We start from the raw sequence: 26,799 nt of genomic DNA on the forward strand, positions 1-26,799 counted from the left end.
GCGGTGAATCACCGCGCTGCGCCCCATTATTATGCCTATGACTGGCCAGTTAGGTAAGCGCCAATGCTGCCGCGCTCACCCGTCAACATCAATAAACGATGTCAGCGCGGCGGTTTTCAGCCCATGCTGCTTCGTTGCTGCCTTGTGCTTTAGGCTTTTCTTTGCCCAGCGACACGGCTTCCATCTGGCCTTCCGGCACGCCCAGGGCGGCCATCGACTTGCGCACGGCTTCAGCACGTTTCTGACCCAGGGCCAGGTTGTACTCGGCGCCACCGCGTTCATCGGTGTTGCCTTGGATCAGGATCTTGCGCGATGGGGTTTTTACCAGGTAGGCAGCGTGGTTTTGCACGACTGGCGTGTCCGCTTCGCGCACGACGTATTTGTCGAAGTCGAAGTAGATGCTGCGGTTGGCCAGCACGCCTTTTGGATCGTCCAGTGGATCGACCGATGCGGTCGTGACTGGCTGAACTTGACGGGTGTCAACTGGAGCGACGACTTTTTCAGGAGCGCGCTCAACCACTGGGGTTTCTGCTACTTTGACTGGGGTGCTGCAGGCGGACAGCAGAGCTGCGGTAGCGGCGATGAATGCCAAACTTTTAAAGTTACTCATTTTTATTCTCCGGGTCATGGTTAAAGGTGAAACTGTACAGCACTTACTTCATAAAAGGACCCCAGGTGGGCTCCTTGATATTGCCAGCTTGCGTAGTCAAACGCTGTTTGACGCGGCCATCCACCGATACCACTGCCAGCGACTTGCGTCGTCCGGATTCGGTCGCGTACATGATATATTTCCCGTTGGGCGAAAAGCTCGGTGATTCGTCGTTGGCGGTGTCCGACAGGCGCAGTTCCTGGCCACTAGCCAGGTCGAGCGCGTAGAGCTGGAAATTGCCGTCGCGACGGGAAATATAAGCGAGTGTCTTCCCGTCGGACGAAATCCGCGGGCTGATGTTGTAGGAGCCGCCAAACGTCACGCGCTTGGCTTCGCCGCCGCTGACCGACATGCGGTAGATTTGTGGTCCGCCGCTGCGATCGCTGGTGAAGTAAATGCTTTGGCCATCGGCCGAGAATTGGGGTTCCGTATCGATGCCGCTGCTGTTGCTGACGCGGCGCAAGCCGCTGCCGTCGGCATTGACGGTGTAGACCTGGGTATGGCCGTCGCGCGACAGGGCCACGGCCAGGCGCGAGCCGTCCGGGCTCCAGCTCGGCGCTGAATTGCTGCCTTTTTCGTTCGACACGATGGTGCGCTGGCGCGTCACCAGGTTTTGCACGTAGACGATGGGCTTTTTCTTTTCAAACGACACATACGCCACCTTGGTGCCGTCCGGCGACCAGGCTGGGGAAATGATCGGTTCGTTCGAGCGCAGGGCGACCTGGATGCCTTCGCCATCGGCGTCGGCCACTTCCAGGCGGTATTCGCGGCCCGATTGCGTGACGTAGGCGATGCGCGTGGCGAATGCGCCTTTGACGCCCGTCAGCTTTTCATAGATGTCGTCGGCGATCTTGTGCGCCAGCAAGCGGTTGAACTGGGGCGCGGCCGCATTGTTCATGCTGGAAATCTGCGCGCCCTTGATGGTGTCGAACAGCTTGTAGCGCACGTCCAGGCGGCCATCGGCCATGCTTTGCACGGTGCCGGCCGCCAGCGCGTCGGCGCCGCGCGATTTCCACTGCTCGTAGCTGACGGGCGCCGTTTCCGACACGGGCGCATCGGCGTCGATCAGCTTGAACACGCCGCTGCGCGCCAGGTCGGCCTTGATAATGCCCGACAGCGATTGCGGCGCCGCCGATTCATTGACGAAGCTGGCGACGGCCACCGGGATCTGGTTGCTGCCGATCCCCGTAATCTCCACGCGCAATTGCGCCTGGGCGCCGGCCGCGCCCAGCATCAGGCTGGCGCAGAGCACGACATAGCTCATTTTTTTCATGGTCATCATTTAGGCAAATCCTTCATCTCGAATATGAGTTCAATCTCGCGTTCCACGGTGCCGTCTTTTTTCTTCGGCAGTGGCGACGATTTATTAATGGCGTTTTCCACCGAGCTGTCATACGCCGGCAGGCCGCTACTTTTTATCTTTCGGACCGAAATAATTTCCCCAGTTGGCAGTTGCTCGATCTTGAACACGGCGCGCGGGTTGCCCGGCACGTCCGTGCTACCGCTGTACGCGATATTGCTCTTGATCTTGCTCGTCAGGGCAGCGACATAGCCGCTGTCCTTGCGTGGCGCGGTCGCTTTCGCGGCCGTGCCCGTCGTACCGGCGCCCGCCGCACCCGTGATGCGGCTCATTTCCGCGGCGCGCGCCTTGTCGGCGGCTTTTTTCTCTTCCGCCGCTTTTTTCGCCTTGGCAGCTTTTTCCGCCGCCGCTTTTTTCTCGGACAGTTCTTTCTCGGCTTTTTCTTCCGCCGCTTTTTCTTTCTCTTTTTCCAGCTTGGCTTTCTCGAGCTTGTCGGCTTTTTCCTTCTCGCGCTTTTCAGCCTTGTCTTTTTCTTTCTGCTTCTGTTTTTCCAGTTCGCGCTTTTCTTCCTCGCGTTCCTTCTGTTCCTGCTTGCGGCGTTCTTCCGCTGCCGCTTTCTCTTTTTCTTCCTTCAGCTTGGCCTTCTTGCGCTCGAGGGCGATCTCCGCCTCGCGCAGGTCGACCTTCGGCTCCGGCGCGGCCACGGGCGGCGGTGGCGGCGGGGCAGGCTGTTCCACTTGCGGTTCCGGCGGCGGCGCCGGTGTCGGCTCCGGTTGCGTCGCCACTTCGGGCGGCGGTGCGGCCGTCTGTACTTTCAGGTCCCACACTTCCGCTTCGACGGCGACAGGTTCCGTATTTTGCCAGTGTACGCCCACCCACAGGAAAAACAGCAGGCCAAGGTGCATCGCCAGCGCCAGGCCCAGCGAGGGCCAGCGGCTGCGTTCGCGCGGCACGCTGTAGGGCTTGCCGAGTACATGGTCGATTTGTTTGGTCTGCAAAGTCTAGTCTATCTAAAAACGGTCAAGTCTGGAAACAGGGTGCTGCGCTTACTTGGTGGCCAGGCCAACACGGGTAATGCCCATCTTTTTCGCTTCCGAAATGAGCTGGATCACATCGTCGTACTTGCTTTCCTTGTCGCCCGCGATCATCACGGGATAGTCGGGATTGCTTTCGTGCAGGCCGCGCAGCTTGCGCAGCAGGGCGTCGCGGTTCGGTTCCGTTTCCGGCGCCAGCTGTTCCTTGCCGATCACGCCGATCGACAGCGAACCATTTGGTTTGAGCACGATCTGGATATAGTCATCGGGCGGTTTCGCCGACCTTTCCGCGTTGGGCAAGTTCACCACGCTGGGATTGTTCGACGACGGCATCACCATGAAAATGATCAGCAGCACCAGCATCACGTCGATGTACGGCACGACGTTGATCTCGGACTTGAACTTGCGGCCGCGGCCGCCGCGCATGCCGCCGCTATTGAAGGAGGAACCCATGGACGCTGCTCCCTCTTAGCGCGACTGGCGCTGCAAGATGTTGGAGAATTCCTCGACGAAGCTCTCGAAGCGGATCGCCAGGCGGTCGATGTCATGCGAAAAACGGTTGTAGGCGACGACGGCGGGAATCGCGGCGAACAGGCCGATGGCGGTGGCGATCAGCGCTTCGGCAATACCGGGCGCGACGGCGGCCAGGGTCGCTTGCTGCACGTTGGCCAGGCCGCGGAAGGCGTTCATGATGCCCCACACGGTGCCGAGCAGGCCGATGTAGGGCGAGACGGAGCCGACGGAGGCGAGGAAGGCCAGGTGCGATTCGAGCACGTCCATTTCACGCTGGAAGGCGGCGCGCATGGCGCGGCGTGCGCCGTCGAGCACGGCGCCCACGTCCAGCGCTTCGCGCGAACCGTAGGAAGCCTTGCCCTTGATGAATTCGCCCATGCCGGCGTCGAAGATGCGGGCCAGCGCGCCGCTCTGGTCGCGGTTGCCGCTGGCGTTCTGGTGCAGCGCATGCAGGTTGCCGCCGGCCCAGAAGCTGCGTTCGAATTCGATGGTCTGCTTGCGCGCCTGGCGCACGGCAAACATCTTGCGGAAAATGTAGGTCCAGCTGGTCAGGGAAATCAGCAGCAGCAGGGCCATGATCAGTTGCACGATCAAATGGGCATTGGTGATGAGCGCGAGGAAAGAAAGATCTTGTGTAACGTTCATTGGCTGGCAGTCTGTTGGGTGAATTATCCGGGGGTGGCGGTAGGGCTCAGGCGGCGCGCATGCGGGCCGCGACGGCATCGGGCACGGCGCGCGGGCGCAGTGCCGAGTCGACGCAGCCGATCTTGACGCGGGCCGTGTTGAGCAGGCGGTCGCCGCACCAGGCTTGTTGCAGGAAAACGATGGAGGCGCGCCCCATTTTCTCTATGCTTAGGGTTAATCTTACCGTGTCATCGAGCCTGGCTGGCGCATGATAGTCGGCGTTGACGCTTTTGACAACGAACATTGCGTCGTGCTGTTCCAGCAATTGCTGCTGGCCCACGTCGATGGCGCGCAACCATTCCGTGCGCGCGCGTTCGAAGAATTTCAGGTAGTTAGCGTAATAGACGATGCCGCCGGCGTCGGTGTCTTCATAGTAGACACGTACGTTCCAGGTAAAGACTGAAGGCATGTTTATTGCGCCAGTAGTGAGATTGAGCAACATTTTACGCGATTTTTCTTCTTGTGACTGTGGGCGCTTGCTGGAAAGCCATGCAAAAGCAGCATATAAGTTGCACCGCAGCATTGTAAATCCGGGGCGGGCAATGGCAAGCCTCGTAACATACGCTTACAAGCCGCAGTCAGGTTTAAGTCCAGCTTAAGCGCCGCGGCCGTGCCCGGGCTGCGGTGGCGCGCGGCGATTATAGCTGCACGGTTGCATTCCTTGCTCAATTTGGGCACTTAACTTACAATTTGACTTCCATTACGTCTCACGTGACTGGCGAAAAGTCGGGCGATCTCCATGAATGGCGATCGGCAAACCGGCGAAAGGTGGGCACCCACCGGGAAACGTGAGATTTTTCATCAGCCGTTCGCCTGGGTAGCCACTATGGAAAAGCACGAAGAGGCTGCCTGTCCAATGTTGTTATTCACTTAACGCCGGCTCCCCTCATTCGATCCAACCTGCCAGTACAAGCACCCTCATACTTGGAGTTTTTACATGTTTGCAAAAGATCACACCCTCGCCAACGTCGATCCTGAATTGTTCGCCGTCATTCAAAAAGAAAACACGCGCCAGCACGATCACATCGAACTGATCGCGTCGGAGAACTACACGTCGCCAGCCGTAATGGAAGCGCAAGGCTCGCAGCTGACGAACAAGTACGCCGAAGGCTATCCAGGCAAGCGCTACTACGGCGGCTGCGAATACGTCGACGTGGCCGAGCAACTGGCCATCGACCGCGTCAAGAAACTGTTCGGCGCCGAATGCGCGAACGTGCAGCCGAATTCCGGCTCGCAGGCGAACCAGGGCGTGTTCTTCGCCATGTTGAAACCAGGCGACCTGATCATGGGCATGTCGCTGGCCGAAGGCGGTCACCTGACCCACGGCATGCCGCTGAACATGTCCGGCAAATGGTTTGACGTCGTGTCGTATGGCTTGACGGCGGAAGAAGACATCGACTACGAGGCGATGGAACGCCTGGCCCGCGAACGCAAGCCGAAACTGATCATCGCCGGCGCATCGGCCTTCTCGAAAAAGATCGACTTCGAACGCTTCAGCAAGATCGCCAAGGAAGTGGGCGCCTACTTCATGGTCGACATGGCCCACTACGCGGGCCTGATCGCCGCCGGCCTGTACCCGAACCCGGTGCCGTTCGCCGACTTCGTCACCTCGACCACGCACAAATCGCTGCGCGGCCCGCGCGGCGGCATCATCCTGATGAAGGCCGAACACGAAAAAGCCATCAACTCGGCCATCTTCCCTGGCATCCAGGGCGGCCCGCTGATGCACGTGATCGCCGGCAAGGCCGTCGCCTTCAAGGAAGCGCTGAGCCCTGAATTCGTCGAATACCAGAAGCAAGTGATCAAGAACGCCGACGTGCTGGCGAAAACCCTGATCAAGCGCGGCCTGCGCATTGTTTCCGGCGGTACCGAATCGCACGTCATGCTGGTCGACCTGCGCGCCAAGAACCTGACGGGCAAGGAAGCCGAAGCCATCCTCGGTTCCGCGCACATCACCTGCAACAAGAACGGCATCCCGAACGACCCGCAAAAACCGTTCGTCACCTCGGGCATCCGCCTGGGCAGCCCGGCGATGACGACGCGCGGTTTCAAGGAAGCGCAAGCGGAAGAAGTGGGCAACCTGATCGCCGACGTGCTGGACAATCCGCATGACGCCGCCACCATCGAGCGCGTGAAAGCGGCCGTGAAGGTGCTGGCCGACGCGCACCCTGTGTACGCCTCATAATTATTTGTCCAGAATGTGTCATACGGAGTAAGATTCTGTATGACACATTCCTTCGTGCCCAAGGGCGCCCGGAGTGATTCGGGCGCCCTTTGTACAAGGGCGGCGATTTCCCGTAATTATTACTATAAAGTTGTAGCCAGCCCATGAAATGTCCATTTTGCCAGCACGGCGACACCCAGGTTCTCGATACGCGCGTATCGGAGGAAGGGGATGCCATTCGGCGGCGGCGCCGCTGCGGCAAATGCGACAAGCGTTTCACCACGTATGAACGCATTGAACTTATCATGCCGGCCGTCGTCAAAAAGAATGGCAGCCGGACGGAGTTCGCTGCGGATAAGTTGCGCGGCAGTTTGATGCTGGCCTTGCGCAAGCGTCCCGTCGCGGCCGCCTCCGTGGACACGGCCATCGCGTCCATCCAGGAAAAACTGCTGACCAGCGGCTTGCGCGAAGTCGATTCCGGCTATATCGGCGAACTCGTCATGCAGGAACTCAAGCGCCTCGACAAGATCGCCTATATCCGCTTCGCTTCCGTCTACAAGAATTTCGAAGACCTGGCCGAGTTCCAGGATGCGATTGCCGAAGTGGGGCAGGCGCGCAAGCCCTGACGCTCACTGTATCGGCGACGGGGCCGCTCATGTGCCCCGTTTTGCGCCCCGTGTTCACCACGCCAGCGTTCGCCTGGCAAGCGGCCTGATCAATACCTACGCCGTTCTTCTCATCTTATCGCTGCGCTGTTTGCGCTAGCGCAGACCCCGTTTTTTGCGCGCGCCTATCTTGTAGCTGGGCCGCCTGTTCTCGCGACTCTGTCGGCGGAAGGGAGTAGCGCATGCGCAATGGCGGTCGCGACAAGTTTCTGGCGGGTGGCAGCAGCCTCGTCGAGGTGCTGGTGTCGCTGCTGCTGTTGGCGCTGGGCCTGCTCGGCGCCAGCATCTTGCAACTGCATTCCCTGCGCGCGCGCCATGAATCGGCGTTGTTGTCGGCGGGCGCGCAACTGGCGGCCGGCATGGCCGAACGCATGCGCGCGAACAGCGTGCTCATGCATGGACCCGATGCGGGCAATCCCTACCTGAACGTGGCCTACGCGGCGGACGATGCCGACGCTGGCGGCGGCGCGCCCGACTGCTTCGGCGCTGCCGCCTGCGGTGCGGCCGAACTGGCGCAATTCGACATCGCCGAATGGAAACAGCAACTGCATGGGGCCTTGCCCGGCGCGCGCCTGCATATCTGCCGCGACACTTCCGTGTGGGATGCCACCGCGCAAGGCTTGCACTGGGCGTGCAGCGGCGGCAAGGGCGCGCCCATCGTCATCAAGCTGGGCTGGCGCGCACGCCTGCCCGATGGCTCGACCGGCGATAACGCGGCAGGCGAGTCGCTGCCCAGGCTGGCATTCCAGCTGGGCGGAGGCGGCGCATGAACGGCGTGCATGTCCACCGGCGCCGGCAGCGCGGCCTGAGCCTGGTCGAGTTGCTGGTGGCCCTGTCGCTGGGCGCGCTGCTGATGCTGGCCGCGAGTAGCGTGCTGCTGGCGGCCAGCGGCAGCTATGGCGACCAGTCCGCCAGCGCGCGCCTGGACGACAATGGCCGCTATGCGCTCGACACCATCGCCCGCGCCGTGCGCCAGACGGCGTACGTGAACTGGGATAGCAGCGCCGCGCCCGTCGCCCATGCCGATGACGACAGCGCGAATATCGCCGGGCTCGACGCGCGCAGCCTGGGCAAGAACAGTGAAGGCATCAGCGGCGCCTTGCCCGGCGCCCTGCATGGCAGCGATGTGCTGGCCCTGCGCTATTACGGCGCCGGCAAGGAAGAGGGCGGCGACGGGTCCGTGCTCAATTGCGCCGGCTTTGGCGTGGGCGCCGCGCAAACGGAGGCGCAGCGGGGCTGGAGCATCTTCTATGTGGCGCAGGGCGCCGATGGCGAAGGCGAACTGCGCTGCAAATACCGTGGCGCGAACGGCTGGGGCGCGGACGCCATCATCCGTGGCGTCGACGGTTTCCAGGTGCTGTATGGCCTCGACACCGATACGCCGCCCGATGGCGTGGCGAACCAGTATGTCAATGCCAGCGCGCTCGACGCCTACGATGCGGCGCTGGTGCTGGCGGGCGCGGATGCGGCCGCGCGCCAGCGCGATTTGCAGCGGCGCACGCACTGGAAGCGCGTGGCCAGCGTGCGCGTGGCGCTGCTGCTGCATGGCGAGGCGGGCCAGGCGGACAAGATGGCGGAACTGGGGCCGGCGCAGTTCGATCTGTTCGGCAAGGCGTATGCCGAGGCGCACGGCGCCGGCGACACGGGTGTGCGCATCGCGCGCGCGTCCTTGCCCGCCGCGACGCGCTCCCGGCTGCGGCAACTGCTGCAGACGAGCATCATGCTGCGCAACGGGCCGGCATAGGAGGGTGGCACGATGGCTGGCGCGGGCGTCCGCTGTTGTGTGACTCGTTGCTCACCTCGTGCGCGCCGCGGTGGCGCCAGCCTCGTGTATGTGCTGTGCCTGCTGGTAATCATCTTGCTGCTGGGTATATCGGCGGCGCAGATGGCCTTGCAGGGTGAAAAGGCGGCGCGTGGCGAGCGCGACCGGCAGATCGCGTTTCAGGCGGCGGAGGAAGCATTGGTGGATGCGCAGAACGATATCGAAGGCTTGCCCGGCGCACCGGGGCGTAGCAGCCTCTTCGCGCCAGGCAGCGCGGCCGGGTTCGCGGACGGCTGCGGCGAGGGAGGCGCACTGGGCTTGTGCCTGCCCGCGCCTCCGGAGGCGCCGGCCCTCTGGCTGAGCATGGACCTCGATGGCGCCGAGGGAGGAAGTAGCAGCCGCGCGGTGCCGTATGGCCAGTTTACGGGCGCCGTCATGCAGACTGGGCAGGGTTTCCTGCCGTCACGCCGGCCCCGCTACCTGATCGAATTGCTGCCGTTTCATCCACCCGGCGCGCAGGCGGCGGCAATGGCCGGCGGCATGGCCACGGAAAGCTATGTGTACCGCATCACGGCCATCGGTTTTGGCGCGCAGGAAAGCACGCAAGTCGTGCTGCAAAGTTATTATCGCAAGCAGGCGGCTGGAGTGGGGCCATGAAGGCTTGCTCATCCGCTTTGTCGTCCGCCTTGCGGCGCGCCGGCTGGGCCTGGCTGCTGCTGGCCTGTCTGGCTAGCCAGGTTTGCGGGGGCGCCCTTGCGGCTGCCGTTCCCCCGGTGGTGCTGGCGCGTGCCGACGCGGGTTTGCACGGCGCCAGGGTGCCGCCGAATCTGCTGCTCAATCTATCCTTCACGCATGCGGCGGCGGCCGCCGCGCATGGCGGCGAGTATGCGCCGCAGCGCGAGTATGCCGGCTATTTCCATGCGCGCATGTGCTACAGCTATCCGTACCGCAGCAAGGACGGCGTCATGCTGCCTGACTTGCGCGTAGCGACCGCTTACTTCTCCGTGCTGAAGCCGGCCGATGCGCTCCACGGCTGCGGCGGCGACAGTTTCAGCGGCAACTTTCTGAACTGGGCCAGCGCCAGCATGCTCGACATCGTCCGCTATGCCCTGACGGGCGGCGACCGCGTCATCGACGAGGTGCGCAAGACGGTGCTGCAGCGCGCCTGGCTGCCCGATGCCGGCAACCCCATCGACTTCTATGCCCACCCCGTCTTTTTCCCGCGCAAGGTTTTGCAGGCCGGCGTGGCGGCGGCGACGCCGTTTGCGCTGGCGCAACTGGCCATTGTTTCCTGCCGTAATCGGCTGCTGTTCGGCGACGCCAGCTTGCCCCAGGGCGGCAGTTGCGACGCGCCTGGCTTTGCTGCCACGCACGGCGTGTTTCTTGCGCGCGTGCGCGTCTGCGACGCCGATGAGGGGCCGCTGCGCGACGACTTGTGCCTCGCATATGGCAAGAACTACAAGCCGGTGGGCGCCGTGCAGCGCCATGGCGGCCGGGTGCGCGTGGGCGTGTTTGGTCTGTTGAACGGCATGCCCGCCGGTGCCGGCCCCGTGTATGGCGGCGTGCTGCGCGCGCCGCTGGCCCACGTGGGCAGGCAGCGCTGGACGGTGCCCGACTTTATGCCGCAAGACAATCCCGGCGCCGAGTGGAATCCTGCCACTGGCGTGTATGCGTATCAAACTGTGTATCAAGCTGCGGGCCAAGCTGCGGGCCCTGGCGGCGGGGTGACCGCTTACATCAATGGCCTGGGCCGCAGCAATGCCGCGCATCCCGGCGCGTACGCCAGCGCCGCGCCGCTGGCTGAATTGCTGTACGAATCGCTGCGCTACCTGCAGGGACGGCAAGCGAGCGCCGCAGTGCCTCCCGTCACGGCGCCGCCTGCCACCGACGAGGGCTTGCCGGTCGTGACTGCGTGGAGCGACCCGCAAACAGCCAGTTGCCAGCGTCACATCGTCGTCAGCCTCGGCGATGCGGGCATGGCGGGCGATCGTTACGTGCCCGGCAATGTTCCTGTTGCTCCCGCCTCGCCCGGAGATCGCGCCCGCGCGCCGGACGGTTTTGCGCCGCCGCTGTTCGATGCGATGGCCTGGACGCATGCGGTAGGCAGCCTGGAAAGCGGCGGCACGCCTGGCAATCCCGCGCCACGGCCCGAACTGGCGGCGCTGGAACTGCTGGCCGACGGGGCGGGCGGCGCCAGCTACCATGCGGCGGGCCTGGCCTACTGGTCGCATGTGCAGGCGCTACGTCCGGGCGGCAAGAACGACGGTATGAACCACATCGACCACTACGCGGGCGACTTGCGCCAGGGCGACCCTGCCGGCGTGCCTGCCGCGACACCCTTGTTGCTTACGGCTAAATATGGAGGCTTTCTCGACACAAACGGCGACGCGAATCCCTACAAGAGCGCGACGGGCGGCGCGCTGGAGGAGTGGAGCATCGATGGCCGCTGGCCCGCCCATTACCTGCCCGGCAGCGATCCGGCCGCCCTGATCGCGGGACTGCGCGCGGCCTTTGCGGCCGCCGACAAGGGCAGCTTGCCGGCGACGCTGACGGGGCCTGCCCTGATGGCGCTGGCCAGCGGCACGGAGGATGCATACTGGTTCCAGACGCAGCTGCGCCTGGCCGATGGGTCCATGACCTTGTCGCGCAGCGGGTTTGCCGTGGGCGCCGATGGCGCACTGCTTCCCGGCAAGCCATGGTGGCGTGTGGGCGGACAGGAGCAGCCCGCGCCAGATGGAACGCCAGCGGCTTTGCGTCCCGTCTACACGCTCGACGCCAAGGGCGCCCTGATGCCGCTGGCCTGGGCGCGGCTGGACGCGGAACAGCGCAGCGCATTCGATGCCGGCGATGGAAGAGGCGAGGCGCGCCTGGCGTACCTGCTGGGCCAGCACACGCACGAGGCGGGCCAGCCAGGCGGCTTCCTGCGGCGCAGGTCCGGCAGCCTGGGCGCGGCGCCGCATGGCAACTTGCTGTACGTGGGCGCGCCGGGGCTGGGCATGCCTGGGACCGGTTATGGCGTGCACCGCCAGGCGCTGCTGCAGCGCCGGAAAATGCTGTACCTGGGCGCCAACGATGGCCTGCTGCACGCATTCGATGCGCGTACGGGAGGCGAATTGTTTGCCTATCTGCCCCAGGCGCTGTTGCACGCGGTGCCAGCCGCTGCGAGCACTCACTACAGCCCCGGCCCGCTGCTCGATGGCGCGGCGGCCACGGCGGAAGTGCTGGCATCGGGACACTGGAAGACGGTGCTGGTGTCGGGCATGGGCGGCGGGGCGCAAGGCGTGTTTGCGCTCGACATCACGGACCCGGCGCGCTTCGCGCAGGAAGGGGCGTTGTGGGAATTCACCGACCGCGACGACAGGCTCATGGGCAATGTGCGTGCGCCGCCCGCCTTTGCCCGCATCAACATGGGCGGCAAGGAGGGGGCGCCTGCTTACCGCGATTTTGCCATCGTCGCCAGCGGCTACAACAATCATGTAGACGACGGCAAGGACACGACGGCACCCGCATCGGCCGCCGCCATCTTCCTGCTGGCGCTGGACAAGGCACCCGGCACGCCTTGGATGTTGGGAAGTAATTACTTCCGCCTCAAGGTGCCCGTGTCCAGCGGCGGCGATGGCGGCCATGACGCTGATGCGGGTGCGGATGCCATGCCCCAGGCGCTGGGTCCGCCCGCCGTGGTGCCGGGCGGCGACGGCGCGCTGGCGTATATGTATGCAGGCGATTTGCAGGGCAATATCTGGCGCCTCGACATGGCCGGCGGGCCGCCGTGGAAGGAGGGCCAGGGGCGCAAGCTCGTCTTTGTTGCGCGCGACGCGCAGGGCCGGCGCCAGCCTGTGACGCAGCAACTGAACGTGGCCTACGCGCCTGGTGGCGGCTATCTGCTGCTGTTCGGCACGGGCAAGCTGGTCGAGGCGGCCGATACATGGCCTTCCGCCTTTCTGTCGCAGTCGTTTTATGCCGTGCACGACGATGTGCGGCAAACATCTCCCACGCGCAGCCGTGCCGACCTGGAACAGCGCAGCCTGGGCGAAGTTGCGGGCGGCGTGCGCATCGACGGCGCAGAGCTGCGCTACACGGGCAGCGACGCCATGCGCGGCTGGTATCTCGATTTCCTCAATACCGCGCAGACGGGCGAGCGCAGCATCAATAGTCCCGTGCTGGCCGCCGGAAGGGTGCTGTTCAACACCGTCCGGCCCGGACGCGACCCTTGCGCCAAGCCGTCCACGCGCCTGTACGTGCTCGATGTGCTGAGCGGCTTTGCTGCCGATGGCGCCGGTGTGGTGCAGGCGGGCGAGCAGACGGGACGCTTGTTCGATGGCCTGGCGCGCGCGCCGCCGCTGGCGCTGGAACTGAACCGCACGGTGGGCGCCGCGACGGCGACAGGGCGGGCCGAGGGCCGCAAGGAGCTGGCCGTGCTGCAACCGGGCTTGCCCGGCGCGGCGAGCGGGGCGGGGCTCAAGGTCGTCAGCGCGCCGCTGCCCGCGCGACGTCTCAGCTGGCGCGAAGTGGCGAACTGGCGCGAATTGCACGAGGCGGCCAAGAAGAAATAAGAGAGGGGCATGGCTGGCGTGTCGCAAGTGACCGGCGTGCAGACCGGCGCCGCCCATCGGCCGGCGGTTTTTGGGAAGAGGGGAGGTCAGATGGAAATGCTGGCAAGTCGGAACTGGCCCGCTGCAAACGGTGGCGTTTCTGCCGCCATCCCGGGCTTCAGTCTGATCGAACTGCTGGCCGCGCTGGCGATCATGAGCCTGCTGCTGGCGCTGGTCGTGCCCGCTTATCACGGCCATGTCGTGCGCGCCAAGCGGGTGCAGGGGCAGGCGGCCCTGCTGCGGCTGATGCAGCAGCAGGAGCGCTATTACTCGCAAAACAACCGCTATCTGACCTTTTCCTCGGCCTCGCCGGCGCCGCAGGCGCAAGCGTTTCCATGGTGGTCCGGCGAAGGGGGCGCGGCCGGCAGTGCGTATGAAATCGAGGCGCTGGCCTGTCCCGGCCTGTCGATTGGGCAATGCGTGCTGTTGCGCGCTACGCCGGGCACGTCAAAGGTCGATGCGCAGTTCCAGGATGCCGATTGCGGCGTGCTGTCCTTGAGCAGCGCGGGCCAGCGCGGCAGCAGCGGCCCCGCCAGCCATTGCTGGCTCTAGGCCATGGCCACGCGCAAGCGTCCAATGTGGAGCAGGCGCACCTGCGGGCATACCCTGCTCGAAGTGCTGGCCGTGCTGGCGATTACATCTCTGTTGGCGGCCGCGGCCCTGCCCAGCTTGCAGCTTCTGCTGGCGCGCCAGCAAGTGCGCGCGGCGGCCACGGACTTGTTCTCGGCCATCGAATTGACGCGGGCGCAGGCGATGGCGCGCGGACAGCGCGTGCTGTTGATGCCGTCCGGGCCCGGCGGCACGGATTGGCGCACGGGCTGGCTGGTGTTTATTGACAGCAATGCCAACCTGGCGTTCGACGATGGCGACGAATTGCTGTTCCGCCAGGGGCCGCTGCCGGCGGGCATTGCGACCCAGTTCGCGTTTTCCTCGGCCACGGCACCGTTTTATATCGCCTACAATGGCGCAGGACGCAGTTGCAGCGCGACCAATAGCCTGGCGGCGCGCTGGGGGACCTTGTCCCTGGCTTTGGGAAAGCAGGTGCGCCATATTAAAATCAATATGCTGGGCAGGGTGCGCGTGTGCGACCCGCAGCAGCAAGCGGTCAATTGTAGCGGCGTGGCCGACAGTTCGTAACCCGACTTATCTATTACTCACTCTCAAAGAAGCCCGTGGAAATACTCAACGATATCGATGGCATGCGCCTGGCGCTGGAATGGGCGGCGCGCGGTTTATACACGACCTCGCCCAATCCCCGCATCGGCTGCGTGATCGTCCGGGATGGTCAGGTGATCGGTGCCGGCGTGACGCAGGCGGCCGGGCAGGATCATGCCGAGGTGCAGGCGCTGGCCAATGCGGCGGCGCGCGGCAACGACGTGCGCGGCGCCACGGCCTATGTCACCCTGGAACCGTGCAACCACCATGGCCGTACGCCGCCTTGCTCCGATGCGCTCGTGCGTGCGGGCTTGGGGCGCGTCGTGGCCGCCATGACGGATCCGAACCCGCTGGTGGCGGGGCAGGGGCTGGCCAAGCTGGAAGCGGCCGGCATCGCCGTCACCACGGGCGTGCTGGCCGACGAGGCGTATGAAATGAATATCGGCTTCTTTTCGCGCATGCAGCGCGGCAAGCCGTGGGTGCGCATGAAAACGGCGGCCAGCCTGGATGGCATGACGGCCTTGCACAATGGCCAGAGCCAGTGGATCACGGGGCCGCAGGCGCGCGCCGATGGTCACGCGTGGCGCGCGCGCGCCTGCGCCATCCTGACGGGCATCGGCACGGTCAAGGCGGACGACCCGCAACTGAACGTGCGCGCCGTCGAGACGCCGCGCCAGCCGCGCCGCATCGTCGTCGACAGCCGGCTCGACATCAGGCTCGACGCGCGCATCTTGCAGGGCGGCGGCACGTGGATCGTGGCGGCCGTGGCTAATCCGGAAAAGGAAGCGCAGCTGCGCGCCCTGGGCGCGGAAGTCATCATGTTGCCGAATGCGGCAGGCAAGGTCGACCTGGCCGCGCTGATGCTGGAGCTGGGACGCCGGCAAATCAATGAAGTCCACGTCGAGGCCGGCTCCAGGCTGAACGGTTCGCTGATCCGCGAAGGCTGCGTCGACGAGTTGCTGGTCTACCTGGCGCCCACCTTGCTGGGCGACGCGCAAGGCATGTTTGCCTTGCCGGCATTGACGGATATCAAGCAGCAGCGGACCTTGCAATTTCACCAAGTCCAGCAAGTGGGCGAAGATTTGCGTATCCTTGCAAGATTCGCCCAGCGCAATTAATACTTTCATCATTTTTATAAGGTTAGCTCCATGTTCACAGGAATTGTTGCCGCCATTGGCAAGATTGAAACCGTGCAAGCACTCGAAGGCGGCCTCGACGCAGGCGTGCGCCTGAACATCCACGCGGGCGGCTTGCCGCTGGCCGACGTGGCCCTCGGCGATTCCATCGCCATCAATGGCGCCTGCATGACGGTGGTGGAAAAGTCGGACACGGGTTTTGCCGTCGATGTCTCGCGCGAAAGCCTCAATTGCACCGTGGGCCTCGATACGACGACGGAAGTGAACCTGGAAAAAGCCCTGACCCTGGCCGAGCGCCTGGGCGGCCATCTGGTGTCCGGCCACGTCGACGGCCTGGGCATCGTGCGCAAGTTCGAAGCCGTAGGCGAATCGTGGGAACTGGTGATCGAAGCGCCGCACGAACTGGCGAAATACCTCGCTTTCAAGGGTTCCGTCGTCGTCAATGGCGTATCGCTGACCGTCAACCGCGTGGAAGACCTGGGCGCGGGCGCCGTCAACGGCTGTCGCTTCTCGATCAATTTGATTCCCCACACCATCGCCATGACCACCCTGAAACACTTGACGGTCGATGGCAAGGTCAACCTGGAGATCGACCTGATCGCCCGCTATGTCGAGCGCATGCTGTCACTGGACAAGGCTGCCGCCTGATACAAGAACACCGCAACACATTCTCGCCTTGCCAAGCGTGTGTTGCTTTTCTTGCAGACGCGCATACTATGAAGCTTTCCGCAGTGGAGGCTAGCCATGGACCCGATTTCGCGCGCAACCGTGCCCAACACCATCCCGGCCACGTCCCGTGTTGATCAGACGGCGCCGCTGGCGCCCGCGCTGCCAGTGCCGCCTTCGAGCGCGGCGGCGGCCCTTGCCGTTTTGTCATCGACCCAGGTCGACATCTCTCCGCTGGGCCAGTTCCTGTCCGGCGTGGCCTTGTCGCGCCGGCAATTGCTGGCCTTGCAGGGCGCCACGGAAGAGGCCATGGCGGCCAATACCTCCGTGAATGTCAATGACGACTTGCTGGCGCTGGCGCGGCAACTGACGGAATCGTTCGCCCAGCTGCAAACGAGCGGCATCGATGCCAGCCAGCTGGCGACGGCGGGCGACACGCCGGGCAGCCTGGCGCAGCGCTACGATTTGTTGTCGGGCGACGGCACGACGGATGCGGCCGCCGCACTGGCGCAGGACGGCAGCCTGCTCACGCAGGCGGGCCTGGCCCGCATCGGCATCGATTTGCGCAATGAAGATGTCAACCCCGCAACTTTACAGGCCGCGTATGCGGCCGACAGCAATGCCACCTTGGATGCCTTGCAGCAGGGAACGGACGTGCTGGCGCAGGTGGGCGCCGTGCTGGCCCAGCGGCAGGGCGCGCCGCTGGCGACCAATGTCGAAGCGGATTTGACGGGCGCAGCGCTGCAGGCCGCGCAGCCGCAGGCCATCGACGAGGCGCCGCCGCAAACGGCCGCGATTGCACAGCGACAACTGGAACTGCAACAGCAGCTGGAAGCGGAAGAGCTGAACCTGGACTTGCAGGAGCTGCGGCCCCAGACGTCGGCGCAACAAGCCGACAATACCGCGGACTTGCCGCAGGTGCAGCGCACGGACAGCCAGCGCGTTGATGCCCAACGCTTCGACAGCGACCGCATGAATGCCGATCAGCAGGCGCAGCAGCAGGAAACCGCACGGGTGGACGAGTTGCGCCAGGGGCAAGTGCAGCAGCAGGGCTTGCAGGAGCAGGCGCAAGCGGCGGCGGACGATGCGGCGCGGGCGCAGCTGGCCGCCAGCGACGCGCAAATGGCGGCCCAGGCGGCGAGCGAGCGGGCGCAGTCGCTGGCGCGCGCCGCGCAGGGGCAAGCCGATGCGGGCCTGGCGACGGCGCAAGCCCAGCTGGCCCAGCAAAATGCGCAGGCGCAAGAGCTGGCCGCGCAAGCGGCGGGCCGTGCCGTGCCGCCGCCCTCGTCGCAAGACCCGTCCGTGGCGGCGGCCATTGCCGCGTATAACCTGAACAATGCGGCCCTGAATCCCGGCTTGATGAACCGGCCATTGCCGGCCAGCGACTCGCGCCTGCCGCTGGTGGCGCCGGTGGCCCCTGTGGAACCGGTCAAGCCCGTGACGAAAATCTAGGGCAGCAGGGAGGCGTCCAGGGTGATGTTGGCTTTAAGCAGCTTCGACACGGGGCAGCCAGCCTTGGCCTTGCCCGTCAATTCCGCGAATTTCGCCTGGTCGGCACCCGGTATCTTCGCTTTCAGGATCAGGTGGACGGCCGTGATGGCAAAACCGTCGTCGACCTTGTCCAGGGTGACTTCGGCCGTCGTTTCCATCTTTTCCGCCGTCAGGCCCGCTTCGCCGAGGATCAGCGACAGGGCCATGGTGAAGCAGCCCGCGTGGGCGGCGCCGATCAGTTCCTCGGGATTCGTGCCGGGCTTGCCTTCGAAGCGGCTGGCAAAGCCGTAGGGATATTCCTGCAAGGCGCCGCTGCGCGTGCTGATGGCGCCCTTGCCGTCCTTGATGCCGCCTGACCAGATGGCCGATCCATTGGTTTTCATGTTGCCGCTCCTGTGTAGGGTGTCGCTGAGAGTGGAGTGTCAAGCGCCGTGGCGGTGACTGGCTGATCTTATGCTCTTTGCAAGGCTGGCGGCGCGCGCCTTGCCGCCGCCGTGCGCAGGCTCGGGGAGTCGGCGCTTTGTGGGGCCAGCTGCGGCGCCCATGCCGCAAAGCTGTCTTATTTCAGGTCTGCAAGCGCTAAATCCTTTAAAATAGCGGGTTATAAGAAAATTCCCGGAAATTCGCGGAATATTCGCACGCGATGTTTCAGTTTTTAGTCTCACTAAGAGGATCCATGATGTCTATATCCAGCACCGAAGAGATCGTCGCCGAATTGCGCGCCGGCCGCATGGTGATACTGGTCGATGAAGAAGACCGGGAAAATGAGGGCGATCTGGTGCTTGCCGCCGATTTCGTGACGCCTGAAGCCATCAATTTCATGATCACGCATGCGCGTGGCCTGGTTTGCCTGACCCTGACGGAAGAGCGTTGCGACGAGCTGAACCTGTCGATGATGACGTCGCGCAACGGCACCGCCTACGGCACCAACTTTACCGTGTCGATCGAAGCGGCCGAAGGCGTGACGACGGGCATTTCCGCCGCCGACCGCGCCAAGACCATCCAGGTAGCTGTTGCCAAGGGCACGCAGCCCAGCGATATCGTCCAGCCTGGCCATATCTTCCCGCTGAAAGCGCAAAAAGGCGGCGTGCTGATGCGCGCAGGCCATACGGAAGCCGGTTGCGACTTGACGGCCATGGCCGGCCTGACGCCCGCCTCCGTGATTTGCGAAATCATGAAGGACGACGGCACCATGGCGCGCCTGCCGGACTTGCTGGTGTTTGCCGAGCAGCATGGCCTGAAGATCGGCACGATTGCCGACCTGATCCATTACCGCAGCCAGACGGAGTCCCTGGTTGAACGCGTTGCCGAGCGTACCCTGCACACGGCGCATGGCGAATTCCGCCTGATCGCTTTCCGCGACAAGCCCAGCGCGTCGGCCCACCTGGCCCTCGTGCATGGCGACCTGGCACCCGGCCTGGAAGCGCTGGTGCGCGTGCACCAGCCCGTTTCCCTGCTGGACGTGCTGGAAAGCGAAGCGACCACCCACTCGTGGACGGTGGCCGCCTCGATGGCCGCCATCAAGCAATCCGAGCGGGGCGTGATGGTTTTGCTGAACTGCGGCGAGACGTCGAGCGAGCTGTTTGCCCAGTTCGCCGCGCTCGATACGCCGCAAGCCAAGCCGAAAGGCCGCGCCGCCAGCATGGACTTGCGCAGCTATGGCATCGGCGCGCAAATCCTGCGCGACCTGGGCGTGAGCAAGATGCAATTGCTGGCTAGCCCCCGCAAGATGCCGTCGATGGTCGGTTTCGACCTGGAAGTCACGGGTTTTCAGTGCCATCCAGGCCAGGACGCCTAACCAAATCTACTGCGCGTCGCGATTTGCGGCCTGCGATGCTCACTGTACTATTCGTACAGTTGCGCTTCTTGGCCACAACTCGCTGCCGCTCGCTACGATTTTGTCAGGCGTCGATGTAAGAGTAAACGATGGCGGCATGTGCATGCCGCCCTGAACCACCAGATTAAAGAGGCATATGATGACCGTAGGAGCATACGAAACCAATTTTGCCGGCGAAGGTTTGCGCGTCGGTATCGTCCAGGCACGATTCAATGAAATCGTCGGCGGTGGCTTGCTGTCGGCATGCCTGGAAGAGTTGAGCAAGCTGGGCGTGGCCGATGAAGATATCCTGCACGTGACCGTGCCGGGCGCCCTGGAAATCCCGCTGATTCTGCAAAAAATGGCAGAAACCGAGCAATTCGACGCCCTGATCGCATTGGGCGCCGTGATTCGCGGTGAAACCTACCACTTCGAGCTGGTATCGAACGAATCGGGCGCGGGCATCACGCGCGTCGGTCTCGATTACGGCATCCCCATCGCCAACGCAGTGTTGACTACGGAAAACGACGAGCAGGCGGAAGTGCGCATGCTGGTCAAGGGAGCCGAAGCGGCACGCGTGGCAGTGGAAATGGCTAATCTGGCGCAAGCGCTGGAAGAGTTGCAGGAATCCGAGGAGGACTAGCCGTGTAGTGAACGTCCGATAAAACGCCCATAGCTGCGTTGCAAGCCCTCGCCGTACATTCGGGCCCGCGCCTTGCTCTGAGCATTTTCTCGAACGTTCTGATACGCGGTTGGCTGCGGCGCGTTGAAAAGCGCGCCGTGCTGTCTCGCCGGAATTTGTAGTGAACACGTATTTAAGAACAGGTAACAATCATGACTGAGAAAAATTTGCTCGCCAATCCCAGCAAAAACCGCACGCCGCGTCACCGCGCGCGCGAGTTCGCGCTGCAGGGCTTGTACCAGTGGCTGCTGAACAATGAAGACGCGACCACCGTCGTGAACAATATTCGCGCGGCCCACGGCTTCGACAAGGCCGATGGCGATCATTTCACGGTGCTGCTGTACGGCGCCATCAAGGATTCGCTGGCGCTGCGCGACAGCATGGCGCCCTTGATCGACCGCAATATCGCGGAACTGTCGCCCATCGAACACGGCATCCTGCTGATCGGCGCATTCGAGCTGAAGAACAACATGGAAATCCCGTACCGCGTCGTCATCAACGAAGCGGTCGAGCTGGCCAAGTCGTTTGGCGGCATCGACGGCCACAAGTATGTGAACGGCGTGCTGGACAAGCTGGCAGTGAAATTCCGCGAGGAAGAAGTCAACGCCAACAAGCGCAAGTAATATAGTGAGTAGTTCCTGCGGCTGATGCCGCAGGGCAATAAAAAAGCCACCGGCACTTGCGTGCGGTGGCTTTTTTGCTGGGTGCTGCTTTTCGGATGCCCCTGTGAGGGCTTTTAAAGGGTCACAGGCCGGCGATCTCGTTGTGCGGCAGCACTTTGATGGTGATGCCGCTTTCCGGCGCAGGCGCCTTGGCTGGCGCTGGCGTGTTCGATGCCATCACTGGCGTGCTGGTCGGCACGCGCTGGCCGGCCGACACTTGCTTCAGGCGGCGGTATTCGGCCAGCACGCGCGAGCCGTAGCCCGAGTCGGTGGCGAAGTTGGCGGCGCCCACATAGGTTTTCAAGCCCGCTTCGACGGAACCGCCACGCGTGACGTAGTCTTTCAGGATCAGGGAGCCGACGCGGATGTTGGCGACGGGATTCAGGGCTGCCTGCACGCCGCCCATTTCCTGGAAGCGCTCATGGTGCACTTTCGACATGACTTGCATCAGGCCTTGCGCGCCGACGGGGCTTTCCGCGAACGGGTTCAAGCCCGATTCGATGGCCATCACGGCCAGGATCAGCAGCGGGTCCAGCTTGATTTCACGGGCTGTCAGGTAGGCCGTCGAGACGAGCATATTGGTCGCATCGTTGGCCACGCGGTAGCGTTTGGAAAGCCAGTTGGTAACCCATTGCTGCTGCTTTTGCGTGCCCAGCAAGGCTTTTTCTTCCTTGGTCAAAGGTGCTTCGCTGGCGGCGGCCGTTTGCACGGATGCAGGCGCTTCCATCAGTGCCGACAGGGCCGGCGCTTCGACGGCTTGCGCTTCTGTCATCGGCAGCGGGAACAGGCTGTGCGTCAGTTGCTTGCCCAGGTCGGGGCGGAACATCAGCAGGGCGATCAGTGCCAGGGCGGAAATGCCGAAGACTGTCAGTGTGTGTTGCGCGGTGGTCAAAACACCACGTGCCGAAATGGCTTGTGCGCGGGCGCGCAAACGCGCCAACGCTGGCTGGCCAGCCACGGTTGAAGCAGGCAATGCTGCTTCAGTGCTACGATGAGTCATAGAGTTCCCCGAAATGTCGCGTCAACAGGCAGTCCCTCCGCGGTGTCGCGGTGTTGTGGGTACTGCCAATGCCGTGCATCAGAAATATCATCGTTTCCGCCGCGTATGGATGCGTGCGAGAAACGCCGTCATTGCTTGCTTGAGCTGATCGGTCCCATGCTGGTATTGGATCAGTCGCAATACAACTTTTACCGGGGGTAAGGCAGACGCCTTTTGAAAACACTCCTTAAAATGTCATGTGGAGCCCCGACTCCGTGAATGAAAGAGAAACGCTAAAATCAAGCTCTGGGCCGGCGTGCTCTTTCAAGTTGGGCGAATTGTAGAAGCCGTTTTATATCAAGTCAATACTAACGAATCGTTTCTTTATTACTTTTATGTCTTACTTTTTGACTTGCATTGTGCCAAAAGCCAATAAAATCAATTACTTGGCATAGATCCTTCAGCAACGGCGTCCGACGTCAAAAAAAATTAAAAACACATGAAATATTCAGATTTGCGAGATTTTATTTCTCAACTGCAACAAATGGGTGAACTTAAGCCCATTTCGACCCCCATTTCACCGATTTTGGAGATGACGGAAGTGTGCGACCGTACCTTGCGCGCGGGCGGGCCGGCCTTGCTGTTCAACAATCCGACGGGATACGACATGCCGGTGCTGGGTAATCTGTTCGGCACCACGCGCCGCGTGGCGCTGGGCATGGGCGCGGAAGACGTCAGCGAATTGCGCAAGATCGGCCATGTGCTGGCGCGCCTGAAGGAACCGGAGCCGCCGAAGGATTTCAAGGATCTGCTGGGCCTGGGTTCCCTGGTGAAATCCGTGTGGGACATGTCGCCGAAGGAATTGCGCGGCGCCAAATGCCAGGAAATCGTCTGGGAAGGCAATGACGTCGACCTGGCGCGCCTGCCGATCCAGCATTGCTGGCCCGGCGACGTCGCCCCCCTGATCACGTGGGGCCTGGTGATCACCAAGGGGCCGAACAAGAAGCGGCAAAATCTGGGCATCTACCGCCAGCAAGTGCTGGGACGTAACAAGGTCATCATGCGCTGGCTGGCGCACCGGGGCGGGGCGCTGGACTTCCGCGAGCATGCGATCCAGAGCAAGGGCAAGCCGTATCCGATCGCCGTCGCGCTCGGCGCCGATCCCGCTACTATATTAGGGGCCGTCACGCCGGTGCCGGACAGCCTGTCCGAATACCAGTTCGCCGGCTTGCTGCGCGGCAGCCGCACGGAACTGGTGAAAGCCATCGGCAGCGAGCTGCGTGTGCCCGCCTCGGCCGAAATCGTGCTCGAAGGTCATATCTACCCGGACGAAAACCATCCGAGCGGCTACGAGCACGCGCTGGAAGGGCCGTATGGCGACCACACGGGCTACTATAATGAGCAGGACAGTTTCCCCGTGTTCACGATCGACCGCATCACGATGCGCCGCGACCCGATCTACCACTCCACGTATACAGGCAAACCGCCGGACGAACCGGCCGTGCTGGGCCTGGCCCTGAACGAAGTGTTCGTGCCGCTGCTGCAAAAGCAGTTCAGCGAAATCACGGACTTCTATCTGCCGCCCGAAGGCTGCAGCTACCGCATGGCCGTGGTGCAGATCAAGAAACAGTACGCGGGCCACGCCAAGCGCGTGATGTTTGGCGTGTGGAGTTTCCTGCGCCAGTTCATGTATACCAAGTTCATCGTGGTGGTCGACGAAGACGTGAATATCCGCGACTGGAAAGAGGTCATCTGGGCCATCACCACGCGGGTCGACCCGATTCGCGACACCACCCTGGTCGACAACACGCCCATCGATTACCTGGACTTCGCCTCGCCCGTCAGCGGCCTGGGCAGCAAGATGGGCATCGATGCGACGAATAAATGGCCGGGCGAAACGACGCGCGAGTGGGGCACGACGATCGCCATGACGCCGGAAGTGAAGGCCAAGGTGGATGGGATCTGGCAAGAGCTGGGTTTGTAGGTATTGGGTGGGTCGGGGTAGGTCGGGTTAGCGCTTGCGCGTAACCCGACGTTGCTTGCATGTTCACGATCTGCGTACTCGGAAGTGTCGGCTTACGGCCTGCGGCCTAAGCCGACCTACGCCGACGCACACAGCATTGACACGGCAATTTCCCAATCTTGCGCAGGTCGGTTATAATTGTCCCCGGCGGGCCCCTGCGCATCGTGGCATGGCTAACCTGGTCAGGTCGGGAACGAAGCAGCCACGGCTATTAACCATGAGTGCCGCAGATCAGGCTCGCCTCCTTCGGGAATGTTTTATCAGGATCGACAATCAAGCTGCCATGGGCAGCTTTTTTGCTTTTGCGGCGTCATTTTCCTGCGACGCCTCAGCATTGCCGGGCTTGCCGTGTTTTCCATATTTCCACCTGGCCATGTTATACAATTGCTGCTTTGCCGCGTTTGCCAGGTTTGCCTGGCCCGGCCATGAGGCTTGCGCCCGCCGCGCAGGATCACCCGCAAAATCGCATGGTAAAATCTCAGCATGTCCTATCAAGTCCTCGCCCGTAAATACCGCCCCAAGAATTTCGAGACGCTCGTCGGCCAGGAGCACGTCGTGCGCGCGCTCACGCATGCCTTGCACAGCGGCCGATTGCATCACGCCTACCTGTTCACGGGTACGCGCGGCGTCGGCAAGACGACCCTGTCGCGCATCCTGGCCAAATCGCTCAATTGCATCGGCCCCGACGGCACGGGCGGCATCACGGCCCAGCCGTGCGGCGTGTGCGAAGCGTGCACGGCGATCGACGCGGGACGCTTTGTCGACTATATAGAGATGGATGCGGCATCGAACCGCGGCGTCGATGAAATGGCGCAGCTGCTGGAACAGGCGGTCTACGCGCCCAGCAATGCGCGCTTCAAGGTCTATATGATCGATGAGGTGCACATGCTGACCAATCACGCGTTCAATTCCATGCTGAAGACGCTGGAAGAGCCGCCCGAGCACGTCAAGTTCATCCTGGCCACGACTGACCCGCAAAAGATACCCGTGACCGTGCTGTCGCGCTGCCTGCAGTTCAACCTCAAGCAGATGCCGCCCGGCCACATCATCAGCCACCTGGACAATATCCTGGGGCAGGAGGGCATCGCCTTCGAACAGCCGGCCTTGCGCCTGCTGGCCCAGGGCGCCCACGGTTCCATGCGCGATGCGCTGTCGCTGACGGACCAGGCCATCGCGTATGCGGCCGGCGAAGTGACGCTCGATGCCGTGCAAGGCATGCTGGGCGCGCTCGACCAATCGTACCTGGTGCGCCTGCTCGACGCGCTGGCGCAGCAGGATGGTGCCGACTTGCTGGCCGTGGCCGACGAGATGGCCTCGCGCAGCCTGTCGTATAACGGCGCGCTGCAGGACCTGGGCACCTTGCTGCACCGCATTGCGCTGGCGCAAACCGTGCCCGCCGCCTTGCCGCAGGACTTGCCCGAATACGCGGACATCGTGCGTCTGGCCGGTTCCTTCGACGCGGAAGAAGTGCAGCTGTTTTACCAGATCGCCGTGCATGGCCGCAATGAACTGGGCCTGGCGCCCGACGAATACGCGGGCTTCACCATGACCTTGCTGCGCATGCTGGCCTTTCGGCCCGGCATAGGCGGCGCCGAAGGCGTGCCGGCTGCCGCACCTGCGTCGGCTCCAGGCAATCGTCCCGCCGCCGTGGCCGCCGCGCGCGCCGCCGCTGGCGCATCCGCACCGGCCGCCCGCGCCGCCACGAACAGCGTGGCCAGCCATGCCGCCGTGACACCGCCTGCCGTTGTCGCCGCTGCCGCCGCCAGCATGGCGCGCAGCGAAGCGCCGCCGCCGCGCGCGGCCGCGCCCGCACCGGCACCCGCGCCTGCAGCAGCCCCGGCACCCGCACCAGTGGCACCGCTGCCCGTCGCCCCTCCAGCTGCGGCTGCCCCGGCAGCCTCGGGCGCGCCGATCAGTTCGGCCCGCGCCGCCATCAATGCGGCGCTGGAAGCGGCCCGCGCCGCCTCGAAAGGCCGTCCGGGCAGCGCGCCGTCGGCGCCAACGTCGGCGCCCAAGCCGGCCGCTCCGGCACCGGCCGCTGCCGTAGTGGCGCCCGCTCCTGCAGCGCCCGTGCAGGTTGCACCGCCGCCACCGGCGGCCGCGCAAGCGCCGGCGCCGTGGGACGATGCGCCGCCCGTGGCCGTGATGGAGGCGCCCGCAGTCGCGCCCGTGCAGCAGGCGCGTCCCGCCGCTCCGCCGCCGCAGCAGCAAGCAGATGACGACTTGCCGCCGTGGGTCACCGAATTTTCCGACGACAGCGCCTCGGCCGCCGTGTCCGCGCCCGCCGCGCAGAGCAGCGAGCAGCCCGCCGTCGTCATGCCGCAGCGTGCCGCCAAGCAAGCCGCGCCCAGCGGGCCGTATGTGATCACGCCTGTGCCGGGCCTGGACTGGGACGGCAACTGGCCGGCCGTGGCCGCCGTGCTGCCTTTGCGCGGCGTGGCCCAACAACTGGCCGTGCAAGCCGAGCTGATCGAATGCCTGCACGATGGCCACAGCACCACGTTCCGCCTGCGCGTGCCGATCGACACGTGGCGCAGCCCGGCCAACGTGGAAAAACTGGCGGCCGCGCTGACCGAGCGCTTCGGCCGCAAGGTCAATGTCGACACGGAACTGGGCGCCGTCTGGTACACGGCCAGCGCGGAAGCGCAGGCCCACCGCGAGGCGTGCCAGCTTGCCGCGGAAGAAACCATCGCCAGCGATCCCTTCGTGCTCGAGATGAAGCGTGCATTTGACGCTTTTGTCGTGCCGGGAACGATTACCCCCGCACCGGCCGGCTCCGCCGCGCCGACCCTGCATTGATGATTAACACACTTACAAACTGAATTA

At 63.8% G+C, this 26,799-nt stretch carries 24 protein-coding genes, 1 other RNA gene and 1 riboswitch; of the genes, 17 read left to right on the forward strand and 8 right to left on the reverse strand.

Annotation, left to right across the window (positions count from 1 at the left end; genetic code table 11):
• Positions 1-88: 88 nt before the first annotated feature.
• The 6 genes from pal to ybgC are packed head-to-tail and all read right to left on the reverse strand — an operon-like array spanning position 89 to position 4,589.
• Positions 89-610 (reverse strand): peptidoglycan-associated lipoprotein Pal, encoded by a 522-nt coding sequence (pal, locus tag ACQ4WQ_RS23450; RefSeq protein ID WP_230542412.1) that lies wholly within the window; start codon positions 608-610, stop codon positions 89-91.
• A 43-nt stretch (positions 611-653) separates the two neighbouring features.
• A complete protein-coding gene (gene tolB, locus ACQ4WQ_RS23455; protein WP_436500756.1) occupies positions 654-1,928 on the reverse strand; it encodes a Tol-Pal system beta propeller repeat protein TolB in 1,275 nt (424 codons plus the stop codon).
• A complete protein-coding gene (tolA, locus tag ACQ4WQ_RS23460; protein ID WP_326457786.1) occupies positions 1,928-2,947 on the reverse strand; it encodes a cell envelope integrity protein TolA in 1,020 nt (339 codons plus the stop codon). Before tolA ends, tolB begins: the two co-directional genes overlap by 1 nt.
• Positions 2,948-2,995: 48 nt before the next feature.
• Positions 2,996-3,436: an ExbD/TolR family protein gene (locus tag ACQ4WQ_RS23465; protein ID WP_226936199.1), complete on the reverse strand. Its 441-nt coding sequence runs from the start codon at positions 3,434-3,436 to the stop codon at positions 2,996-2,998.
• A 15-nt stretch (positions 3,437-3,451) separates the two neighbouring features.
• The gene (gene tolQ, locus ACQ4WQ_RS23470; RefSeq protein WP_046682323.1) at positions 3,452-4,141 is read right to left on the reverse strand and encodes a protein TolQ; all 690 of its coding nucleotides are present in this window, start codon (positions 4,139-4,141) and stop codon (positions 3,452-3,454) included.
• A gap of 46 nt (positions 4,142-4,187) precedes the next feature.
• Positions 4,188-4,589, reverse strand: a complete 402-nt coding sequence (gene ybgC, locus ACQ4WQ_RS23475) for a tol-pal system-associated acyl-CoA thioesterase (protein WP_326457785.1) — start codon at positions 4,587-4,589, stop codon at positions 4,188-4,190.
• A 292-nt stretch (positions 4,590-4,881) separates the two neighbouring features.
• Positions 4,882-5,006: riboswitch (ZMP/ZTP riboswitch) on the forward strand.
• Positions 5,007-5,117: 111 nt separating this feature from the next.
• Here ybgC and glyA point away from each other — a divergent pair.
• The 11 genes from glyA to ACQ4WQ_RS23530 all read left to right on the forward strand — a co-directional run bounded on the left by glyA (position 5,118) and on the right by ACQ4WQ_RS23530 (position 17,772).
• The gene (glyA, locus tag ACQ4WQ_RS23480) at positions 5,118-6,365 is read left to right on the forward strand and encodes a serine hydroxymethyltransferase (protein ID WP_436500387.1); all 1,248 of its coding nucleotides are present in this window, start codon (positions 5,118-5,120) and stop codon (positions 6,363-6,365) included.
• 143 nt (positions 6,366-6,508) lie between these two features.
• On the forward strand, positions 6,509-6,970 hold the full coding sequence (gene nrdR, locus ACQ4WQ_RS23485; protein ID WP_034759169.1) for a transcriptional regulator NrdR: 462 nt from the start codon (positions 6,509-6,511) through the stop codon (positions 6,968-6,970).
• Between the two features lie 221 nt (positions 6,971-7,191).
• Positions 7,192-7,779: a type IV pilus modification protein PilV gene (gene pilV / locus ACQ4WQ_RS23490; protein WP_436500389.1), complete on the forward strand. Its 588-nt coding sequence runs from the start codon at positions 7,192-7,194 to the stop codon at positions 7,777-7,779.
• Positions 7,776-8,753, forward strand: coding sequence for a PilW family protein (locus ACQ4WQ_RS23495; RefSeq protein ID WP_436500391.1), 978 nt, complete (start codon positions 7,776-7,778; stop codon positions 8,751-8,753). The genes pilV and ACQ4WQ_RS23495 overlap by 4 nt, the downstream gene beginning before the upstream one ends.
• A gap of 12 nt (positions 8,754-8,765) precedes the next feature.
• Positions 8,766-9,428, forward strand: a complete 663-nt coding sequence (locus ACQ4WQ_RS23500; protein WP_436500393.1) for a pilus assembly PilX family protein — start codon at positions 8,766-8,768, stop codon at positions 9,426-9,428.
• Positions 9,425-13,324 carry a pilus assembly protein gene (locus ACQ4WQ_RS23505; RefSeq protein ID WP_436500395.1) on the forward strand — a complete coding sequence of 1,300 codons (3,900 nt, stop codon included), beginning with the start codon at positions 9,425-9,427 and terminating at the stop codon, positions 13,322-13,324. The genes ACQ4WQ_RS23500 and ACQ4WQ_RS23505 overlap by 4 nt, the downstream gene beginning before the upstream one ends.
• Positions 13,325-13,414: 90 nt before the next feature.
• A complete protein-coding gene (locus ACQ4WQ_RS23510) occupies positions 13,415-13,915 on the forward strand; it encodes a type IV pilin protein (RefSeq protein WP_436500397.1) in 501 nt (166 codons plus the stop codon).
• A gap of 3 nt (positions 13,916-13,918) precedes the next feature.
• On the forward strand, positions 13,919-14,500 hold the full coding sequence (locus ACQ4WQ_RS23515; protein WP_436500399.1) for a GspH/FimT family pseudopilin: 582 nt from the start codon (positions 13,919-13,921) through the stop codon (positions 14,498-14,500).
• A gap of 62 nt (positions 14,501-14,562) precedes the next feature.
• Entirely contained in the window at positions 14,563-15,636 is a 1,074-nt protein-coding gene (gene ribD, locus ACQ4WQ_RS23520) for a bifunctional diaminohydroxyphosphoribosylaminopyrimidine deaminase/5-amino-6-(5-phosphoribosylamino)uracil reductase RibD (protein ID WP_436500758.1), read from the forward strand.
• Between the two features lie 30 nt (positions 15,637-15,666).
• On the forward strand, positions 15,667-16,302 hold the full coding sequence (locus tag ACQ4WQ_RS23525) for a riboflavin synthase (protein ID WP_230522560.1): 636 nt from the start codon (positions 15,667-15,669) through the stop codon (positions 16,300-16,302).
• A 96-nt stretch (positions 16,303-16,398) separates the two neighbouring features.
• Positions 16,399-17,772: a hypothetical protein gene (locus ACQ4WQ_RS23530; protein ID WP_436500401.1), complete on the forward strand. Its 1,374-nt coding sequence runs from the start codon at positions 16,399-16,401 to the stop codon at positions 17,770-17,772.
• Here the strand turns inward: ACQ4WQ_RS23530 and ACQ4WQ_RS23535 are convergent.
• Positions 17,769-18,194, reverse strand: a complete 426-nt coding sequence (locus ACQ4WQ_RS23535; protein ID WP_326457775.1) for an OsmC family protein — start codon at positions 18,192-18,194, stop codon at positions 17,769-17,771. The genes ACQ4WQ_RS23530 and ACQ4WQ_RS23535 overlap by 4 nt on opposite strands.
• A 296-nt stretch (positions 18,195-18,490) precedes the next feature.
• Between ACQ4WQ_RS23535 and ribBA the strand changes: the two genes are divergently transcribed.
• The 3 genes from ribBA to nusB all read left to right on the forward strand — a co-directional run bounded on the left by ribBA (position 18,491) and on the right by nusB (position 20,932).
• Positions 18,491-19,609 carry a bifunctional 3,4-dihydroxy-2-butanone-4-phosphate synthase/GTP cyclohydrolase II gene (gene ribBA, locus ACQ4WQ_RS23540; protein ID WP_070311568.1) on the forward strand — a complete coding sequence of 373 codons (1,119 nt, stop codon included), beginning with the start codon at positions 18,491-18,493 and terminating at the stop codon, positions 19,607-19,609.
• A 178-nt stretch (positions 19,610-19,787) separates the two neighbouring features.
• The gene (gene ribH, locus ACQ4WQ_RS23545) at positions 19,788-20,270 is read left to right on the forward strand and encodes a 6,7-dimethyl-8-ribityllumazine synthase (protein ID WP_099664961.1); all 483 of its coding nucleotides are present in this window, start codon (positions 19,788-19,790) and stop codon (positions 20,268-20,270) included.
• 191 nt (positions 20,271-20,461) lie between these two features.
• Positions 20,462-20,932, forward strand: coding sequence for a transcription antitermination factor NusB (gene nusB / locus ACQ4WQ_RS23550; RefSeq protein WP_070219581.1), 471 nt, complete (start codon positions 20,462-20,464; stop codon positions 20,930-20,932).
• Positions 20,933-21,053: 121 nt separating this feature from the next.
• Here nusB and ACQ4WQ_RS23555 read toward each other — a convergent pair whose 3' ends face one another.
• A complete protein-coding gene (locus ACQ4WQ_RS23555) occupies positions 21,054-21,971 on the reverse strand; it encodes a transglycosylase SLT domain-containing protein (RefSeq protein ID WP_414654742.1) in 918 nt (305 codons plus the stop codon).
• 478 nt (positions 21,972-22,449) lie between these two features.
• Between ACQ4WQ_RS23555 and ubiD the strand changes: the two genes are divergently transcribed.
• The 3 genes from ubiD to dnaX all read left to right on the forward strand — a co-directional run bounded on the left by ubiD (position 22,450) and on the right by dnaX (position 26,772).
• Positions 22,450-23,934, forward strand: coding sequence for a 4-hydroxy-3-polyprenylbenzoate decarboxylase (gene ubiD, locus ACQ4WQ_RS23560; RefSeq protein WP_071650179.1), 1,485 nt, complete (start codon positions 22,450-22,452; stop codon positions 23,932-23,934).
• 185 nt (positions 23,935-24,119) lie between these two features.
• Positions 24,120-24,218, forward strand: an RNA gene (gene ffs, locus ACQ4WQ_RS23565) — signal recognition particle sRNA small type.
• A gap of 238 nt (positions 24,219-24,456) precedes the next feature.
• On the forward strand, positions 24,457-26,772 hold the full coding sequence (dnaX, locus tag ACQ4WQ_RS23570) for a DNA polymerase III subunit gamma/tau (RefSeq protein WP_436500404.1): 2,316 nt from the start codon (positions 24,457-24,459) through the stop codon (positions 26,770-26,772).
• Positions 26,773-26,799 lie beyond the last annotated feature (27 nt).

Origin of the sequence: Janthinobacterium goodfellowi (assembly GCF_051380695.1) — a bacterium.
Taxonomy (GTDB): domain Bacteria; phylum Pseudomonadota; class Gammaproteobacteria; order Burkholderiales; family Burkholderiaceae_D; genus Janthinobacterium.

What these genes read in the sequence shown, in the direction of transcription:
- ACQ4WQ_RS23495 (WP_436500391.1), top strand. Translation starts at nt 7,776, where the DNA reads ATGAACGGCGTGCATGTCCACCGGCGCCGGCAGCGCGGCCTGAGCCTG.
- ACQ4WQ_RS23465 (WP_226936199.1), bottom strand. Translation starts at nt 3,436, where the DNA reads ATGGGTTCCTCCTTCAATAGCGGCGGCATGCGCGGCGGCCGCGGCCGC.
- ACQ4WQ_RS23525 (WP_230522560.1), top strand. Translation starts at nt 15,667, where the DNA reads ATGTTCACAGGAATTGTTGCCGCCATTGGCAAGATTGAAACCGTGCAA.
- nrdR (WP_034759169.1), top strand. Translation starts at nt 6,509, where the DNA reads ATGAAATGTCCATTTTGCCAGCACGGCGACACCCAGGTTCTCGATACG.
- ACQ4WQ_RS23505 (WP_436500395.1), top strand. Translation starts at nt 9,425, where the DNA reads ATGAAGGCTTGCTCATCCGCTTTGTCGTCCGCCTTGCGGCGCGCCGGC.
- tolB (WP_436500756.1), bottom strand. Translation starts at nt 1,928, where the DNA reads ATGACCATGAAAAAAATGAGCTATGTCGTGCTCTGCGCCAGCCTGATG.
- ACQ4WQ_RS23515 (WP_436500399.1), top strand. Translation starts at nt 13,919, where the DNA reads ATGGCCACGCGCAAGCGTCCAATGTGGAGCAGGCGCACCTGCGGGCAT.
- ACQ4WQ_RS23555 (WP_414654742.1), bottom strand. Translation starts at nt 21,971, where the DNA reads ATGACTCATCGTAGCACTGAAGCAGCATTGCCTGCTTCAACCGTGGCT.
- ribBA (WP_070311568.1), top strand. Translation starts at nt 18,491, where the DNA reads ATGTCTATATCCAGCACCGAAGAGATCGTCGCCGAATTGCGCGCCGGC.
- dnaX (WP_436500404.1), top strand. Translation starts at nt 24,457, where the DNA reads ATGTCCTATCAAGTCCTCGCCCGTAAATACCGCCCCAAGAATTTCGAG.
- ribH (WP_099664961.1), top strand. Translation starts at nt 19,788, where the DNA reads ATGACCGTAGGAGCATACGAAACCAATTTTGCCGGCGAAGGTTTGCGC.
- pal (WP_230542412.1), bottom strand. Translation starts at nt 610, where the DNA reads ATGAGTAACTTTAAAAGTTTGGCATTCATCGCCGCTACCGCAGCTCTG.
- tolQ (WP_046682323.1), bottom strand. Translation starts at nt 4,141, where the DNA reads ATGAACGTTACACAAGATCTTTCTTTCCTCGCGCTCATCACCAATGCC.
- pilV (WP_436500389.1), top strand. Translation starts at nt 7,192, where the DNA reads ATGCGCAATGGCGGTCGCGACAAGTTTCTGGCGGGTGGCAGCAGCCTC.
- glyA (WP_436500387.1), top strand. Translation starts at nt 5,118, where the DNA reads ATGTTTGCAAAAGATCACACCCTCGCCAACGTCGATCCTGAATTGTTC.
- ribD (WP_436500758.1), top strand. Translation starts at nt 14,563, where the DNA reads ATGCGCCTGGCGCTGGAATGGGCGGCGCGCGGTTTATACACGACCTCG.
- ACQ4WQ_RS23535 (WP_326457775.1), bottom strand. Translation starts at nt 18,194, where the DNA reads ATGAAAACCAATGGATCGGCCATCTGGTCAGGCGGCATCAAGGACGGC.
- ubiD (WP_071650179.1), top strand. Translation starts at nt 22,450, where the DNA reads ATGAAATATTCAGATTTGCGAGATTTTATTTCTCAACTGCAACAAATG.
- ACQ4WQ_RS23530 (WP_436500401.1), top strand. Translation starts at nt 16,399, where the DNA reads ATGGACCCGATTTCGCGCGCAACCGTGCCCAACACCATCCCGGCCACG.
- ybgC (WP_326457785.1), bottom strand. Translation starts at nt 4,589, where the DNA reads ATGCCTTCAGTCTTTACCTGGAACGTACGTGTCTACTATGAAGACACC.
- ACQ4WQ_RS23500 (WP_436500393.1), top strand. Translation starts at nt 8,766, where the DNA reads ATGGCTGGCGCGGGCGTCCGCTGTTGTGTGACTCGTTGCTCACCTCGT.
- ACQ4WQ_RS23510 (WP_436500397.1), top strand. Translation starts at nt 13,415, where the DNA reads ATGGAAATGCTGGCAAGTCGGAACTGGCCCGCTGCAAACGGTGGCGTT.
- nusB (WP_070219581.1), top strand. Translation starts at nt 20,462, where the DNA reads ATGACTGAGAAAAATTTGCTCGCCAATCCCAGCAAAAACCGCACGCCG.